19 protein-coding genes are annotated in these 15,378 nt (G+C 56.5%); 8 read left to right on the top strand and 11 right to left on the bottom strand.

Going from position 1 to position 15,378, the window contains the following annotated elements; genetic code table 11:
* The first annotated feature begins 189 nt into the window (after nucleotides 1-189).
* Together azoR and ACQG03_RS10600 are read left to right on the top strand one after the other, a co-directional pair.
* Nucleotides 190-795 carry an FMN-dependent NADH-azoreductase gene (gene azoR / locus ACQG03_RS10605; protein WP_022648050.1) on the top strand — a complete coding sequence of 202 codons (606 nt, stop codon included), beginning with the start codon at nucleotides 190-192 and terminating at the stop codon, nucleotides 793-795.
* Between the two features lie 89 nt (nucleotides 796-884).
* The gene (locus tag ACQG03_RS10600; RefSeq protein ID WP_023300051.1) at nucleotides 885-1,571 is read left to right on the top strand and encodes an RluA family pseudouridine synthase; all 687 of its coding nucleotides are present in this window, start codon (nucleotides 885-887) and stop codon (nucleotides 1,569-1,571) included.
* A 7-nt stretch (nucleotides 1,572-1,578) separates the two neighbouring features.
* Here ACQG03_RS10600 and ACQG03_RS10595 read toward each other — a convergent pair whose 3' ends face one another.
* Nucleotides 1,579-2,118, bottom strand: coding sequence for a DUF2058 domain-containing protein (locus ACQG03_RS10595; protein WP_022648048.1), 540 nt, complete (start codon nucleotides 2,116-2,118; stop codon nucleotides 1,579-1,581).
* A gap of 168 nt (nucleotides 2,119-2,286) precedes the next feature.
* Here ACQG03_RS10595 and ACQG03_RS10590 point away from each other — a divergent pair, with 168 nt between their 5' ends.
* Both ACQG03_RS10590 and ACQG03_RS10585 read left to right on the top strand, forming a co-directional pair.
* Nucleotides 2,287-3,261 carry a DUF1852 domain-containing protein gene (locus tag ACQG03_RS10590; protein ID WP_063163116.1) on the top strand — a complete coding sequence of 325 codons (975 nt, stop codon included), beginning with the start codon at nucleotides 2,287-2,289 and terminating at the stop codon, nucleotides 3,259-3,261.
* Between the two features lie 26 nt (nucleotides 3,262-3,287).
* Complete coding sequence (locus tag ACQG03_RS10585; protein ID WP_058646689.1) at nucleotides 3,288-4,316, top strand: methionine synthase; 1,029 nt, start codon at nucleotides 3,288-3,290, stop codon at nucleotides 4,314-4,316.
* A gap of 3 nt (nucleotides 4,317-4,319) precedes the next feature.
* On the opposite strand, the gene ACQG03_RS10580 is transcribed toward ACQG03_RS10585, so the two are convergent.
* Complete coding sequence (locus tag ACQG03_RS10580; protein ID WP_063163084.1) at nucleotides 4,320-5,252, bottom strand: LysR family transcriptional regulator; 933 nt, start codon at nucleotides 5,250-5,252, stop codon at nucleotides 4,320-4,322.
* A 98-nt stretch (nucleotides 5,253-5,350) separates the two neighbouring features.
* Between ACQG03_RS10580 and ACQG03_RS10575 the strand changes: the two genes are divergently transcribed.
* Together ACQG03_RS10575 and ACQG03_RS10570 are read left to right on the top strand one after the other, a co-directional pair.
* On the top strand, nucleotides 5,351-5,785 hold the full coding sequence (locus ACQG03_RS10575; protein ID WP_003857304.1) for a DMT family transporter: 435 nt from the start codon (nucleotides 5,351-5,353) through the stop codon (nucleotides 5,783-5,785).
* Nucleotides 5,786-5,789: 4 nt separating this feature from the next.
* Nucleotides 5,790-6,248: a DMT family transporter gene (locus tag ACQG03_RS10570; RefSeq protein WP_022648044.1), complete on the top strand. Its 459-nt coding sequence runs from the start codon at nucleotides 5,790-5,792 to the stop codon at nucleotides 6,246-6,248.
* Here ACQG03_RS10570 and ACQG03_RS10565 read toward each other — a convergent pair.
* Genes ACQG03_RS10565 through ACQG03_RS10530 form a run of 8 tightly spaced genes read right to left on the bottom strand, consistent with a single transcriptional unit; the run spans nucleotide 6,245 to nucleotide 12,125 of the window.
* Nucleotides 6,245-6,778 carry a DUF3833 domain-containing protein gene (locus ACQG03_RS10565; RefSeq protein WP_023300045.1) on the bottom strand — a complete coding sequence of 178 codons (534 nt, stop codon included), beginning with the start codon at nucleotides 6,776-6,778 and terminating at the stop codon, nucleotides 6,245-6,247. The genes ACQG03_RS10570 and ACQG03_RS10565 overlap by 4 nt on opposite strands.
* Nucleotides 6,775-7,299: a hypothetical protein gene (locus tag ACQG03_RS10560; RefSeq protein WP_063163085.1), complete on the bottom strand. Its 525-nt coding sequence runs from the start codon at nucleotides 7,297-7,299 to the stop codon at nucleotides 6,775-6,777. Before ACQG03_RS10560 ends, ACQG03_RS10565 begins: the two co-directional genes overlap by 4 nt.
* Nucleotides 7,296-7,781: a DUF2878 domain-containing protein gene (locus ACQG03_RS10555; RefSeq protein WP_023300043.1), complete on the bottom strand. Its 486-nt coding sequence runs from the start codon at nucleotides 7,779-7,781 to the stop codon at nucleotides 7,296-7,298. The genes ACQG03_RS10560 and ACQG03_RS10555 overlap by 4 nt, the downstream gene beginning before the upstream one ends.
* Complete coding sequence (locus tag ACQG03_RS10550; RefSeq protein WP_063163086.1) at nucleotides 7,778-8,998, bottom strand: SAM-dependent methyltransferase; 1,221 nt, start codon at nucleotides 8,996-8,998, stop codon at nucleotides 7,778-7,780. Before ACQG03_RS10550 ends, ACQG03_RS10555 begins: the two co-directional genes overlap by 4 nt.
* On the bottom strand, nucleotides 8,995-9,717 hold the full coding sequence (locus ACQG03_RS10545; protein ID WP_063163087.1) for a DUF1365 domain-containing protein: 723 nt from the start codon (nucleotides 9,715-9,717) through the stop codon (nucleotides 8,995-8,997). Before ACQG03_RS10545 ends, ACQG03_RS10550 begins: the two co-directional genes overlap by 4 nt.
* 1 nt (nucleotide 9,718) lies before the next feature.
* The gene (locus ACQG03_RS10540) at nucleotides 9,719-10,978 is read right to left on the bottom strand and encodes an NAD(P)/FAD-dependent oxidoreductase (protein ID WP_063163088.1); all 1,260 of its coding nucleotides are present in this window, start codon (nucleotides 10,976-10,978) and stop codon (nucleotides 9,719-9,721) included.
* Complete coding sequence (locus tag ACQG03_RS10535; RefSeq protein ID WP_063163089.1) at nucleotides 10,975-11,694, bottom strand: SDR family NAD(P)-dependent oxidoreductase; 720 nt, start codon at nucleotides 11,692-11,694, stop codon at nucleotides 10,975-10,977. The genes ACQG03_RS10540 and ACQG03_RS10535 overlap by 4 nt, the downstream gene beginning before the upstream one ends.
* Nucleotides 11,691-12,125: a nuclear transport factor 2 family protein gene (locus ACQG03_RS10530; RefSeq protein WP_022648036.1), complete on the bottom strand. Its 435-nt coding sequence runs from the start codon at nucleotides 12,123-12,125 to the stop codon at nucleotides 11,691-11,693. The genes ACQG03_RS10535 and ACQG03_RS10530 overlap by 4 nt, the downstream gene beginning before the upstream one ends.
* Before the next feature lie 258 nt (nucleotides 12,126-12,383).
* Here ACQG03_RS10530 and ACQG03_RS10525 point away from each other — a divergent pair, with 258 nt between their 5' ends.
* Together ACQG03_RS10525 and ACQG03_RS10520 are read left to right on the top strand one after the other, a co-directional pair.
* A complete protein-coding gene (locus ACQG03_RS10525; protein WP_022648035.1) occupies nucleotides 12,384-12,581 on the top strand; it encodes a hypothetical protein in 198 nt (65 codons plus the stop codon).
* Between the two features lies 1 nt (nucleotide 12,582).
* Nucleotides 12,583-13,335: a hypothetical protein gene (locus tag ACQG03_RS10520; protein ID WP_022648034.1), complete on the top strand. Its 753-nt coding sequence runs from the start codon at nucleotides 12,583-12,585 to the stop codon at nucleotides 13,333-13,335.
* Nucleotides 13,336-13,388: 53 nt separating this feature from the next.
* Here ACQG03_RS10520 and ACQG03_RS10515 read toward each other — a convergent pair whose 3' ends face one another.
* Nucleotides 13,389-15,365, bottom strand: a complete 1,977-nt coding sequence (locus ACQG03_RS10515) for an alkyl/aryl-sulfatase (protein ID WP_022648033.1) — start codon at nucleotides 15,363-15,365, stop codon at nucleotides 13,389-13,391.
* Nucleotides 15,366-15,378: the final 13 nt, after the last annotated feature.

Raw genomic sequence — 15,378 nt, 5'->3', positions numbered from 1 at the left:
GTGCACTGCCGGATAAAATCTCTTTTTAATGATTGCTATAGAGTACCACATCAGCGCTTTTCGCGCCTTATTCAAAAAATTCGAACATAGGCTTCGATATATTGCGCTATCCCTGTGGCAGGATTGTGAATAAAGTGTCAACAAGCAACGGGGCACCCCCCTCAATCAAATACAAAACAGGAAATTCCCATGAGCAAAGTATTAGTGTTGAAATCCAGTATTCTGGCAGGGTATTCACAGTCTGGTCAGCTTGCTGACTATTTCGTTGAACAGTGGCGTGAACAGCACAGCGCGGATGAAATCACCGTGCGTGACCTGGCGGCAAACCCGATTCCTGTGCTGGACGGCGAGCTGGTTGGCGCGCTGCGTCCGAGCGATGCGCCTCTCACCCCACGTCAGCAGGAAGCCCTGGCGCTCTCCGACGAGCTGATTGCTGAGTTGCAGGCCCACGACGTTATCGTGATCAACGCCCCAATGTATAACTTCAACATTCCTACGCAGCTGAAGAACTACTTCGACCTGGTGGCGCGCGCTGGCGTAACCTTCCGTTACACCGAGAACGGCCCGGAAGGTCTGGTGAAAGGTAAACGCGCTATCGTCCTGACCAGCCGCGGCGGTATTCACAAAGATACCCCTACCGATCTGGTCGCACCGTACATGACGTTGTTCCTGGGCTTCATCGGCATTACCGACGTGAACTTCGTGTTCGCTGAAGGTATCGCTTACGGCCCGGAAGTGGCCACCAAAGCGCAGACCGACGCGAAAGCCGCTATCGACAGCCTGGTCGCAGCCTAAATTTTCCCCCTCTCACCGCCCGGTGGGAGGGTTTTTCTTTCCCCCGTATTTCGTTATCATCCGCACCCACTCTCCAGCCCGGCGGCCTGATGTCTGTCATTATCGATACGTTTATTGCACCACCCTGTCACGACGACATTGAGATCCTCTGGCAGGACGAGCATCTGCTGCTGATCAACAAACCCTCAGGTCTGCTCAGCCTGTCCGGGAAAAATCCGCAAAACCGCGATTCCGTCCACCACCGTCTGGTGCAAACCTTTCCCGGCTGCACGCTGGTGCATCGTCTTGATTTTGGCACTTCGGGTCTGATGGTCATTGCACGTAACAAAGCGATTAACGCCGCGCTTTGCCACCAGTTCAGCCAGCGCGCCGTGACCAAGGTTTACACCGCCCTGTTGTGCGGACATGTAGAACAGGACGAAGGGACCGTGGATGCCCCGATTGCCAAAGATCCGGCTCTGTTTCCGCTGATGACGATCTGTGCCCGCACAGGTAAGCCCGCTCGCTCCCGCTATCGGGTGATGGAACGTATTTACCAGGATACGACAATGCCGTTGACGCGGGTTGAGCTTACCCCGGAGACCGGGCGCACCCACCAGCTGCGCATTCACTGCCAGCAGTTAGGCCATCCTATTCTGGGGTGCGATCTGTATGGGGGTCTGGAATGGCCGGGGGCGGAAGAAACGCCCCGGCTGATGCTGCATGCAAGCGTTCTGAGTTTTATTCATCCGCTGAGCGGCGAGACCATGAATGCCCGTCACGCCGCGCCATTCTGAACGAGGTTTACCACATTAAATCGTCAGGGATTTTGAAGTCTGCGTACGGATCGTCTTCGTCCTGCTCTTCCTGACTCAGCGCGCTGTTTAGCACAATGCTGTCCGCATCGCGCTGGGCAATTTTATCCGCCACCACCGCCGGGATAATCGCGTAATCACAGTCGCCATTCGCGTTAATCACCAGTCGGGCAATCGCCAGGCGACCGTTGATCAGCTGGGTTTGCGTCTGCTTATCGACGTCGATTTTTTTGATCAGGCTGCCATCGGTAAAGTTAAAGGTAATGTTGCCCTTCGCCACGGTGATGCGGTTCATCTCAATCAGCTGCTTCACCTGCGCCCTGAACTCTTTTGCCAGCACCGCCTGTTTTTGCTGTTCGCTCAGCTGCTTATCACGCTCCAGCTGGGCTTTCTTGTTCTCTTCAACAGCCTCTCTCGCCTCGCGAGCCTGGACGCGGGATTTTTTCGCCGTGCGCTGAACCTTCGCCATCTTTTTACTGCTGACTAAGCCCGCTTTCAGCATCTGCTCTTGTAGGGTGAGTTTTGTCATGATCGTTTAAACCGGTTGGAAATGTCGGGGGATTATACCTGAATCGCGCAGTTCATGAAGAACCCTCATGACGCAGTGAAATTAAGTCACTTCCCCTGCGCCAGTGGCTCAGGCATAAATTATGCATTGATAACGTTTAGGCAACATGAACTTAGGATGCATAACCAAATGAGTCAGGCTTTCACATTTACCCTTAAGCGCAGTTGCTTTGATGAAAATTATAACCCGTCAGAAAACACGCGCACCACCACCAACTTCGCCAACCTGGCGCGTGGCGAGAAGCGTCAGGAGAACCTGCGCAATACGCTGGTGATGATCAACAACCGCTTTAACGCGCTGGCGAGCTGGGATAACCCGAAAGCCGACCGCTATGCCGTCGAGCTGGAGATTATTTCAGTCGATATGAATATCGGCGGCGATTTTACTTTCCCGGCCATCGAAATTCTGCAAACGACGATTGTGGATAAAAAGACCCACGAGCGCATCGAAGGCATCGTCGGGAATAACTTCTCATCCTATGTTCGTGACTATGATTTCAGCGTCCTGCTGCTGGAGCATAATAAAGATCAGCCCCGTTTTACCCTCCCCGAGAATTTTGGCGAGCTGCACGGCAATATCTTTAAAAGCTTCATTCATTCTGCGGAATATCAGGCGAACTTTAAAAAAGCGCCGGTGATCTGCCTGAGCGTCTCCAGCAAAGACACCTATCGTCGTACCTGTAACCACCACCCGGTGCTGGGGTATGAGTACCAGCCGGACGGCGAGTCGCTAACGGAACAGTACTTCGCGAAGATGGGCCTCAAGGTTCGCTATTTCATGCCGGAAAACAGCGTCGCGCCATTTGCCTTCTTCTTCACCGGCGATTTACTGCGTGATTACACCAATCTGGAACTGATCGGCACCATCAGCACCATGGAGACGTTCCAGAAGATCTATCGACCAGAAATTTACAATGCCAATTCCGCTGCGGGACAGTGCTATCAGCCCGACCTGAATCAGCAGGATCACTCATTAACAAAAATCGTCTATGACCGTGAAGAGCGCAGCCGGCTGGCCATTGAACAGGGTAAATATACCGAAGAGCGGTTCATCAAACCCTATAAAACCCTTCTTGAGCAGTGGTCTCATCACTTCACGCTTTAATTTAATACGAATAAAAGGTTCTTCTTATGAAAACATTGCTCCCGACATCGACGGCTGGCAGCCTGCCGAAACCCACCTGGCTTGCGCAGCCGGAAACGCTCTGGTCGCCGTGGAAACTCCAGGACGAGGAATTACTGGCAGGAAAACAGGATGCGCTGCGTTTGTCTCTGGATGAACAGATTCGCGCCGGGATTGATATCGTCAGCGACGGGGAACAAACCCGCCAGCATTTCGTCACCACCTTTATTGAACATCTCAGCGGCGTGGATTTTGAAAATCGTCAGACGGTGCGCATCCGTAACCGTTACGATGCGAGCGTGCCGACCGTGGTAGACGCGGTGGCGCGCCAGAAACCGGTGTTTGTAGACGACGCGAAATACCTGCGCCAGCTGACGGACAAGCCGATCAAGTGGGCGCTGCCTGGCCCGATGACCATGATCGACACGCTATACGATGCTCACTATAAAAGCCGCGAAAAGCTGGCCTGGGAGTTCGCAAAAATTCTTAATCAGGAAGCCCGCGAGCTGGAGGCGGCCGGCGTTGACATTATTCAGTTCGACGAACCTGCTTTTAACGTCTTTTTCGACGAAGTGAATGACTGGGGCATCGCCGCGCTGGAGCGCGCCATTGAAGGGCTGAAATGCGAAACCGCAGTACATATCTGCTACGGGTACGGCATCAAAGCCAATACGGACTGGAAAAAAACGCTCGGCTCCGAGTGGCGCCAGTATGAAGAGGCGTTTCCAAAGTTGCAGACCTCAAAGATCGATATCATCTCGCTGGAGTGCCACAACTCGCGCGTGCCGATGGATCTGCTGGAGCTGATCCGCGGTAAAAAAGTGATGGTCGGGGCAATTGATGTTGCCACCCAGACCATCGAAACGCCGGAAGAGGTTGCCGATACGCTACGCAAGGCGTTGCAGTTTGTTGATGAAGACAAGCTTTATCCGTCCACCAACTGCGGCATGGCTCCCCTTTCCCGCCAGGTCGCCAACGGTAAGCTGAAGGCATTAAGCGCCGGGGCTGACATTATCCGTCGCGAGCTTGCCCGCTAAACTTCAGGTTTGCCAGTACAGCGGCGTACCGAACCGCTCAATATAGTAGTCAATCACCGCCCTGACGTTCAGGGGCGGATGACGCGCGTTCGGGTAAATCGCCGCAATCGTCAGTGGCTCCGTATTAATAGAACACTCCATTTCCGGCAGCAGTGCCACCAGCTCACCGCTTTTGAGCCGTTCGCTCACCATCCAGTCCGGGAATAGCACAACGCCCATGCCGCCCAGCGCCGCAATCAGGAGCGTTTCCGCGTTATTGGAAGTCATCAGCGGTACGATGGGATAGTGAACCCACGCCTCGCCCGACTGCCGGATCAGCCAGCGGTTAGGCCCGGACGAGCCGCGGTAAACCAGACAGTGGTGACGGCTGAGATCGTCCGGCCCCTCGGGTGCGCCATGTTTTTGCAGATAGTCCGGCGAGGCCGCCAGATGGTAGAACTGCTGACCGAACACCCGGGCGTGAAACGAGGAGTCCGTCAGCACGCCGATGCGGAAGATAACGTCCGCGGCGTCGCGGTGCGGATCGATAAAATCGTCGGTGAGGGTCAGTTCAATGGAGAGACGAGGATAACGCGCCAGAAGCCCCGGCAGGCCCGGCGCGATGTGCCGTTGTCCGAAAAAGACCGGGCCATTGATACGCAGCGTGCCCGACGGCTCGCGGGCGCGTTCATCCAGCTCGCGTCGCGCATCCTCCAGATTTCCGGCCATCGTCCGGGCATAGCGCACAAAAAGATGCCCGCTCTCTGTGGGCATAATCGCCCGCGTGTTGCGGTAGAAAAGCTGTTGCCCGAGGGCGTCCTCAAGCTGGTGGATCATGCGGGAAACCTGCGACGCAGAAATCCCTTCCCGCCTCGCCACCACGGAAAAATTCTGCGTTTCATAAACGTCGATGAAGATCAGCAGCGCGCGAACGCTGATATGTCCGGCATCCATCATTAATGCATTTCCTGCACAGGTGTTTCCTGCATTATGGCATTTTTCTCAATGATGTTCAGACGTAATCTTCTCCGCCTGGAAAAAGGAGAAAAAGCGTTATGCACATTATTTTAATTTTACTGGTGATTGCCGGCGGCATGGGGCTGTCCGTGGAAGCCGGGCTGCTGGGGCCGCTGGGCGCGGAGGTGGGCGACCTGTGGGCGGCGTTCAGCATATTTAGCGTGGGAACCGGGCTGACGTTTCTACTAATGCTGTTTTTCAGCCCCCGCAACAGCCCCTCATTTTTTGCGCAGCCGTCATGGCACCTGCTGGGCGGCGTGCTCGGCCCGGTCTACGTCATCATTCTCACCATTGCCACGCCAGCGATCGGTATTGCCATGACGATGATCGGCATTCTGGCAGGCCAGGTCTTTAAAAGCCTGATTATTGACCACTATGGCCTGCTGGGTACGCCGCACCGCAGGATCGATACAAAACGCATTATTGCGTTGGGATTTATCATCGCCGCGCTCATTCTCGTGGCGCAGGGGTAACGTTATGACAGTGATTATGATTATTCTGGCGGTGATTGGCGGCGCGACACTGAGCATTCAGGCTGCCATTAACGGGCAATTAGGCAGCAGCGTGGGGGTATTCAAAAGCGCGTTTCTGACCTTTTCCGTCGGCGCGCTGGTAACCGCCCTGCTCATTTTCTTTTTTGAGCCGAAACAGGCGGTCAGCCTGATGGATGTGCCCAAGTGGCAGCTTCTGGGCGCCCTGTGCGGCGTGCCCTATATAGTGATTATGGTGCTCGCGGTGCAGCGTATCGGCACCGCCGTTGCCACGGTAGCGGTGATCCTGGGTCAGCTGGCCATGAGCATGCTGATTGATAACTTTGGCTGGCTGAACAATGAAGCCATTCCGTTTTCAGCGAGCCGTTTCGGGGCCGTGGTTTGCCTGAGTATCGCGCTCTTCTTCATCTACTCAAGCAGTAAACCTCAGCCCGAAGAGGATTAACCGCCCTCTTTGCGGGTAAAGAACAGCGTCACCGTGGCGACGGTGACGCCAAATTTCTTCATTTCGGTTTTATTGAATAGGCGGGTGCTGTCCTGCAAATACATCCAGTCATCAAAGTGCAGCAGCCAGGTTTTACCGTCCGCCTTCACGTTCATGCTGTAGCGCCAGTTAAGGGCGTTGCCCGAAACCTGACCTGTCGCGACACCTTCTATGTCACCCGCCGTGCCTTCGTAACGATCGTGGCCAATGCGGCGGATATGCCAGACGCGCTTTTGCTTCTCGCCGTCGTCATAGACAAAATGCTCGTTCAGCGTCAGCGTATCGCCGATAACATCTCCGGCGATCTCGACGTGAAAACGGCGGATCTGCTTACCGCTGCGGTCCTGCACCATCCCCCACGCCTCGGTTTTGCCCTGGAAGTAGTGGAAAATATCAAGCCTTGGCTGCTGCTGACGATACTCGGTCACTTCTGTGCTGCACCCGGCCACCAGCATTGTCAGTGTAAGCGCCATTAACAGGAATCGTTTCATTGTGGTCCTCCGATTAACTGCTGACGCAGTTCAGGATACTCGGTGCGGGGATCGAGCCAGATCGCCAGAAAGCGCGAGCTAAACGCTGCCGACTGGCGCGGCCCGAGGGGCGTAAATTTTTTCTGCAAAGCCGTGGGGCGATACCAGAATTGCCCCTGACCGTTATTAACCACAAACGCGAGCTGCGTGCCGGGCGTGACGTCGGGCCAGAGCGCTTTTAGCATCCGCAGCCAGGCTTCACTCTGCGGCTCCTGCTGCAAAATGCCCTGCGCCTGCCACTGGTCACGGGTCGCCTCGACCAGGTCGTCGCCACCGATATCCCGGGCATAGGTGATAATCAGCGCGTTATCGCTGTCTGTTCCTGTATAGCTGCCGTCGGGCGTCAGCAGTTGAGAGGTATAAACGGTAAACGGCCCCCAGGTGAGGGTGGCATCGCCTACCTTGCGCCAGCTCAGCCAGTCAGTCGCCTGCGCGTTATAGGCCATAACGGTTAGCGCGAGCGCGAGTAACAGATGTCTCATTGTTGTCTCCCCATCAGCAGGTGGAAAAACAGCATCAGCACCAGCCAGCCCGGGATCATCCAGCTGACGACGATAAAAGTCGGCTCCAGGAACGTGATGGCCCCCAGACGCTCGCCAAACAGGTAGGCCAGCGGCCCCCCCAGGGTCGCCAGCGCCGTCAGCAGCCAGCCCGGCAAGGTGGTCGTGCGGGTCAGTTGCGTCCAGACGGTGGCAAACATCAGCCACAGCGCCACCATCCATAGCGGCATCAGAGACGTGCCAGTGAATGAAATCAGCCCCGTCAGCGCCCAGAGGGCGTCCAGCATCGCGCCCGACGCCGCCAGCACAAGGGCGTATACCCGGTGTGATGGCGGTAACAACAGCCAGGCAATCAGCGCCAGCGCGATCCAGATGACCAGCCCCTGCTCGCGAAACAGCACCACCAGCGTCCAGTAGAGATCAAACCCGATGGCCAGCAGAAAGACCTGCCCGTAGCGCTTCATACGCGTTCCGCAGTCAGCTGCACCACGCTGATGGTGCGGGCGTTAAACCCGGCTTCACAGTAGCCGAGGTAGTACAGCCACATCCTACGGAAACGGTCATCAAATCCGAGCTTTTCAATCTCCTGCCAGGCGTGAACGAAGCGCTGACGCCAGTGCGCCAGCGTGCGGGCGTAGTCCGGCCCCATATCGAAGAGGTTACGCACGACAAAATCGGTATGGCGGGTCATCAGTTCATTCATGGCGGTGAGGCTGGGCAAAAAGCCGCCGGGGAAGATGTAGCGCTGAATAAAATCGACGCTTTTGCTGTAGTCGCGATAGCGCTGATCCTGAATGGTGATGGCCTGAATCGCCATCCGCCCGCCCGGACGCAGACGCGCCTGGCAGGTGCGGAAAAACGTTGGCAGGTAGCGTTGGCCGACGGCTTCAATCATCTCAACCGACACCAGCTTATCGTACACTCCGGTCAGATCGCGGTAGTCGCAGAGCAGCACCTCAACGCGATCCTGTAAACCTGCCCGCGCGATCCGCGCGGTGGCCCAGTGGTACTGCTCCTGCGATAGCGTGGTAGTTGTTACCCGGCAGCCATAATGACGGGCGGCATATTCCGCCATCGCCCCCCAGCCGGTACCAATCTCCAGCAGATGATCGTTTGCGGTGAGCGCCAGTTGGTCGCACAGCCTGGCCATTTTTGCCTGCTGAGCCGCCGCCAGATCCTGCTCTTCCCCGGTAAACAGCGCGCTGGAGTAAAGGAGTTGTTCATCAAGGAAATGGGCGTAAAAGGCGTTGCCCAAATCGTAGTGGGCGGCAATATTTTCCCGTGCCTGCGCGCGGGAGTTGCGCCGCATCCAGTGCCGTAGCCGCTCTACCGGTTTCCCGAGCAGGCGAAACCCTTTTTCCAGTTGCCCGAGGATCTGGCTATTGCGCGCTATCAGCTCCAGCAGCGGCGTCAGGTGGGCCGTCTCCCAGTCGCCATCTATCCACGCTTGTGCCGCGGCGAGGCTGCCCCCGGTTAGAATGCGCCAGTAGACGCCCGGCGCGAGTACCTGCACCTCAGCGTGAAGCGCGGTGGAGGCGTCGCCGAACTGGAATGTCTGCGCGCCTTCACGCAGCGTCAGCGAGCCGCCGCGCAGCCCGTTCAGCAGGCGAAAAAGCAGCCATCGCGCGACGCGGACGTTGCGCGGGATATCGGGTTCAAGCGCAAAGACGGGATCGGTCATGAGCGTTCACTCCTGCTTAGGGGATGGTTATGCAGCGGCACGCGCTTCAGCCACAGCCTGAGCGCCTGCCAGTAAATAGCGAGAACGGTTTTGAGGGTCATCAACGGGATCCGCGCCAGCAGCGACCGCAGCGCTGCGCGCGTCAGCGGCTCACGGCGCAGCGTCAGAGTGGCATCAAACACCTTCGTCTCCTGATGGTTTTCGATATGCATGCGCAGCGTGCTGGCCGGACTGTTGAAGCGCCAGTGGTAGACCATGTCCATCGGATTAAAGGGCGAGACGTGAAACGCTTTTTCCGTCGGCGGGGCGTCCCGCCCCGCTACCGCGTAGTAGTGTCGTTCATTCCACGGCGTGTTGCGGACTTCGGCGAGAACCCAGCGCAGGGTGTCTTCCCCGTCATAGCAGTAGTAAAAATTGACTGGGTTAAAATGAAAGCCGAAATAACGCAGTTGGGTTAGAAGCATGACCCGCCCCGCCGGGCGTTCGCCGGTCAGATTTTCCAGACGCTCAAGGACGCACTCTTTGAGCGGCGTGCCCAGCGGGTAGTCCGCATCATAAAATGCCGCGGGCGCAACGCGGTTACGGCGCACGCCGACGGAGGGCAGCGCGTCCAGCTCATCGAGATCGAGCCAGGCCATAAAGACGCTGTAGGTAAAGTGGTGCGCTTTTGGCGAAAGACGGCGATGGCGCAATGTGCCGTGGTAAAGGCAGCTGTTCATCTCAGTTGCCCTCCCCGGCCGCGATAGCGTTTACCACATCCAGCGCACTGCGTACCCCATCTTCGTGGAAGCCGTTGTACCAGTACGCGCCGCAGAACCAGCTCCGCTGGCGACCGTTTATTTCGCCACGCCGGGCCTGGGCTTGCCAGCTTTGCGGGTTAAAAAGCGGATGCTCATAGACAAAGCGGCGCAGCACATAGCGTTCTTCCACCGGCGTTTCCGGGTTGAGGGTGACGCAAAACAGCGGGCTACCCGGCGGCAGTCCCTGCAAGATATTCATGTTGTAGGTGACGCAGGCGCTGGCCCGATCCTGCTCGCTGAGGCGGTAGTTCCAGCTCGCCCACGCGCGCTTGCGCACCGGCAGCCAGCGCGGATCGCTGTGAAGCACCACCTCGTTACGCTGCCAGCCGATATCACCCAGCACCTCACGTTCAGCCTGCGTTGGGCTGGCGAGCATCGCCAGCGCCTGAGCGGAGTGGCAGGCGAAGATCACCTGATCAAAGTTATCTGTTACGCCCTCACGCGTTATATCAACCCCGCGATCGTGGCGAATAACCTGCTGCACCGGCGCATTGAGGTGCAGCGTCAGGCGATTGCCAAGCTTGTCCATCATCGCGCGGATGTACTCCCGGGAGCCGCCCGGCACCACGTACCACTGCGGACGATGGGTAATGTCCAGCAGACCGTGGTTTTCAAAAAAGCGTAAAAAGAGCGGCAGCGGAAAGCGTTTCATCTCCTGTAGCGAGGATGACCAGATAGCCGCCCCCATTGGCAGAATGTAGTGACGCGCAAAAAAAGACGTGAAGCGGTGCTGGTGCAGGAACGTCTCCAGCGTGGCGGACTCGCTGACGTCACCCCGGAGCGTCTGTCTCGCCAGCCGATTAAAGCGCACGATATCCTTCAGCAGCGTCCAGAAGGCAGGGTTTAACAGATTACGACGCTGGGCGAACAGCGACGTCAGCGTGTGGCCGTTGTACTCCAGCCCGCTCTGCGGGTTATGCACCGAAAAACTCATCTGCGTTTTTTGCCCGCTGATGCCCAGTTCGCTCAGCAGCCCCATGAAGCGCGGATAGGTGCGGTCGTTGTAGACAATAAAACCGGTGTCGATGGCAAAGTTGCCCTGCGGCGTGTCGACATCCACCGTTGCGGTATGACCGCCCGGCGTGCCCTGCGCTTCAAACAGCGTGACCTGATGATGTCCGGCGAGCCGCCAGGCACAGGTTAACCCGGCGATACCGCTGCCGATAATCGCGATCTTCATGGTCGCACCATCCTGCGCAGCAGTGCGCGCTGAAGTATATCGGGCAGACCGGAGAGCAGGCGCAGCGCCAGGCTAAACCCGGCGGGAAACGCGATATGATCCTTCCCTTTTGCCAGACCGCGACGAATGGCATGGACGGCGTCCTCCACGCTGACCCGGCCCGGCATCGGGAAATCATTTTTTCGGGTCAGCGGCGTGTCGACAAAACCAGGTGAAACGACCGTGACGGCGATCCCTTTCGGCTCCCAGTCGAGGCGCAGCGTCTCAGCAAACCAGGTTAACGCCGCTTTAGAGGCGCCATAGGCTTCGGCTCGCGGGAAGTGAAGCCAGTGCGCCACTGAACTGACCAGCACCACGCGGTTGCCGGATATCAGATGCGGCTGCAACGCCGCAAGGCAGTTTACCGGCCCCATGAAATTGGTGGTCATGACGCGCGCCACCAACGCGGCATCCACCTCGCCACGGTCGAGATACTCGCAGGTTCCGGCGCAAAGAATCACCGTGTCGGCAGCACAGTCCGCCAGCGCCTGGCGACAGGCGTCCCTGTCTGTCATATCGAACAGGCGCACCGTAATGTTGGGGCTGTGCTGATGCACGGCTGCCAGACGTTGCGCATCGCGCCCGCAGGCAATCACCCGGTAGCCATCGTCGGCAAAAGATTTCGCCAGCCCGGCCCCTATGCCCGAGCTTGCCCCGGTGATCAGAACCGTTTTCATGATTTCACTCTCCGCTTCACGCCGCGTACGGCCCAGCCGAGCACCGGAAGATGTTCGTAAATCATCTCTCCGGCATCGTAGTAATCCCGCTGGCGAACTATGCGATCGTCGCGCATGTCTACCACAGAGCAGCCCGGCAGCTGGCGCATTGCCCCCCGGGCAATACGCGGGTGCGACCAGTGCATCATCCAGGTAACAACAAAGCGATCGCCCTGCTGCAACGGTGCATCGACGGTAAAGCGGCACCGCTGGACGTTAGCCAGCAGGTGAGTGAAATAGCGCTGAATCGCGAACAACCCGCTGTGTTCGCCAAAGGGATCGATAAGCGTGGCATCGGCGCGATAAATCTTTGCCAGCGCCGAAGGTGGCTGGGTATCCAGCGTGGCGTAATAATCAACGAATCGACTGATGACGGACGGCAACGTGCTCATGGGTCACATCCTGGCTGTAAACAACGTAGCGAAATCGCATAATTAAAACTTACACAATTAGCGTTATTTGTCCAAGTTTGTGCAGATATATTTTTTATATCTCTTTTAATTCAGTACTTTAAAAACTTTCCCTGAGGTGCCAATTTGAGTCAAAAGCAGATTCTCACCGCCGTGCCGTTATTTTTTAGGGATAACCTTAAGGCAAAGGTGCCATTTATCTTCCAGACTTATCCTTTTAATTCATAAGGATGTCACGCGATGAAAAATTTACTGATGGCGCTCTTTTCCAGCCCGGAATCCTTGTTGCAGGTTATGAGTCACCAGGAAATTATCGAAGCCGTAGAGGATGGCGACCGCATCATCATCGATCAGGATGGAAACGCCTCGGTTAACTACAAAAGTAACGAGGTTCGGCAGGACTTTCTGCGCCATGTCAACGCGCTGAAGAGGGCCTGAAATGGGAACGGCAATATTCATGGTATTGATGGTATGCGGCTACTGGTACACCAGCCGCGATCTCTCAACCCGGTTCAAAATTAAGCGTTCATTCGGCTGGGATGTCTATTTCCTTGTGGCGCTGTATGGCTGCATTTTCGTTTTACAGGGCGTGATCGCCACCGGCCTGCTCTGGCTGCTGTTGTTCGCCCTCTCCGCCGCCGACAACACGTTCCATTTCACGTCCGCAAAATACGCCGACTGGCAAATTGATTTTATGAACTGGAGCTTTTTAGGGATTCAGGCTCCGGTCGTGGTGATGCTGGCCTTTGCGATCCTGTTTTGTCTCTATCGTTCTAACTGGGCCGGCAGCGCGCGGCTGGACGGCGAAGGCCGGAAAAAGCTCTACAAGCGGCTGGCACAATCGAGCGGGATTGAACAACTGCTCTATCAGTGCATGGAGGAAGGTGAACTTGCGCACGTCACGCTGAAGTCGCGGCGGATTTATATTGGCATGATCCATACCGCCACGCTGGAGTATGAAAAAACCGCCAATATCGTGCTTATCCCGATGCTGAGCGGCTACCGCGACGGGGAGAACATGCAGCTGTGTATTGAGCACAACTACAGCAAATGGTACGCCGAGCATGAGGTTACGCTCGACTCAGAGCCAAAAAGCGCTATGGATTTCCGTAAGGTGATCATGCTTGATCAGATCGAGAGTATTTCGCTGTTCGATCCGGCAAGTGCCAGCGCGCTGGCGATGCGTGAATAAAAAAATGGCGCCTTATTTCTAAGGCGCCAGGATTATGTGGATGAAACCTGAACTTATGGCGTTACTATATTGAACCAGAAGTCAAATTTGTCCATGTAGCTCAGCATCTCTTCCAGCTTCGCCCCGTTTCCGCTCACCTTCACGTCACCTTTATCCATCGCCTGCTTCAGCGTCTCTTTCTTAAGGATGATGTTGTTCAGCGTGGTGCGGTCAAGCGCGATAGTTGCGTCGGCATCCTTCGCCTGCGCGTTGGCGGTATGGTTCAGCACGCCGTTTTCCAGCTCCAGCTTGTATTTGCCGCCATCCTTACCGAGATCGACATTGAAGACCGCCTTCGCGTTACCGGCCCGCACCCCGTTGATGTGCACACCCAGGTAGTCGAAGAACATTTCCGGGGTCATCGCTCGCACGGTATCCGGGCTGGCGGTGTTCGGCGTCGGCAGCTTCTTCACGCCATTACGCAGTTCTTGCGCGCCGGTCAGGTAGAAGTTACGCCAGGTGCCCGCTTCCGCCTGGTAACCTAACTGCTCAAGCGCGTCGGCTTCCAGATTACGGGCAGCCTGGTTGTTAGGATCGGCAAAGACCACTTTGCTGACCACCTGAGCAACCCAACGGTAATTACCCTGCTGATAATCCGCTTTGGCTTTCTGCATGATGGCATCAGCGCCGCCCATGTACTGCACGAACTTCTTCGCAGCCTGTTCAGGCGGCAGCTCGTCGAGGGTTGCCGGGTTGCCGTCGAACCAGCCGAGATAAAACACGTAAGTGGCTTTGACGTCGTGGCTAACGGAGCCGTAGTAACCGCGGCTTGCCCACTGTTTCTCGAGCGATTCCGGCAGCTTAAATTCTGCGGCGATCTCATCGCGAGTCAGGCCTTTGTTGGCCATACGCAGGGTCTGGTCGTTGATGTAGCGGTACATATCGCGCTGGCCTTTCATCAGCTTGACGATATTCTCGTTACCCCAGGTCGGCCAGTGGTGCTGCGCAATAATCACTTCCGCGTCCGCGCCCCAGCGCTCAATGGCGGCGTTAATGTACTTAGACCAGGCCAGCGGGTCGCGGATTTTCGCGCCGCGCAAGGAGTAGGTGTTGTGCAGAGTATGCGTCACGTCCTCTGCGGCCTCGATCATTTTCTTCTCTTTGACGTACCACAGCATCTCCGACGGAGCTTCTGAACCCGGCGCCATCATAAAGTCGTAGGTCAAACCGTCGATCACTTCTTCCTGACCGGTATGGGTAATGTAGTCGGTCGGCGGGATGAGGGTGACAGTACCCGCAGAGGTGGTGGTGCCAAGGCCTGCACCCACCTGGCCTTTTGCATCCGGCTTCAGCAGGTTGCCGTACATATAGCTCGCACGGCGGCTCATCGCGTTTCCGGCCATAATGTTTTCGGAAACCGCCTCTTTCATAAAGCCATCCGGCGCGTAGATTTTCACTTTGCCAGACTTGACGTCAGCTTCGTCAACCACGCCGCGCAGGCCGCCATAGTGGTCAACGTGGCTGTGGGTGATCACCACAGCGACGACCGGTTTCTTGCCGCGGTTTGCATAGTAGAGATCCAGCGCTTCTTTCGCCGGTTCAGCGCTTAACAGCGGGTCGATAACGGTAATGCCCTTCTCGCCCTCAATGATGGTCATGTTGGAGAGATCGAGATTACGGATCTGATACACGCCGTCGGTGACCTTAAACAGCCCGCCAATGTTGATCAACTGTGACTGACGCCACAGGCTCGGGTTTACCGTATCCGGGGCTTTTTCACCCTCTTTGACGAAATCATATTTCGCCGGGTTCCAGATAACGTTCCCCTGCTCGCCTTTGATCATGTTTTGCGGCAGCGGGGCGATAAAGCCTTTATGGGCATTTTCAAAGTCGGTTTTATCGGCAAACGGTAATTTGTTATACAGGGCGTTATTAGCCTGCTGGGTTGTAGGAGTGGCATCCTGCGGCTGTACTTCCGCAAACGCGGAAAGCGACAGCGACGTCAACACACCGGCCAGCGCCAGATGTTTAGCGATTATCGTTAATTTCATTAAATGGCCTCAT

The sequence above is a fragment of the Enterobacter cloacae complex sp. 342H5 genome (assembly GCF_050030905.1).
Lineage (GTDB): Bacteria > Pseudomonadota > Gammaproteobacteria > Enterobacterales > Enterobacteriaceae > Enterobacter > Enterobacter intestinihominis.
The sequence above is the reverse complement of the archived record's forward strand: the minus strand, read 5'-3'. Positions and strand labels throughout refer to the sequence as shown.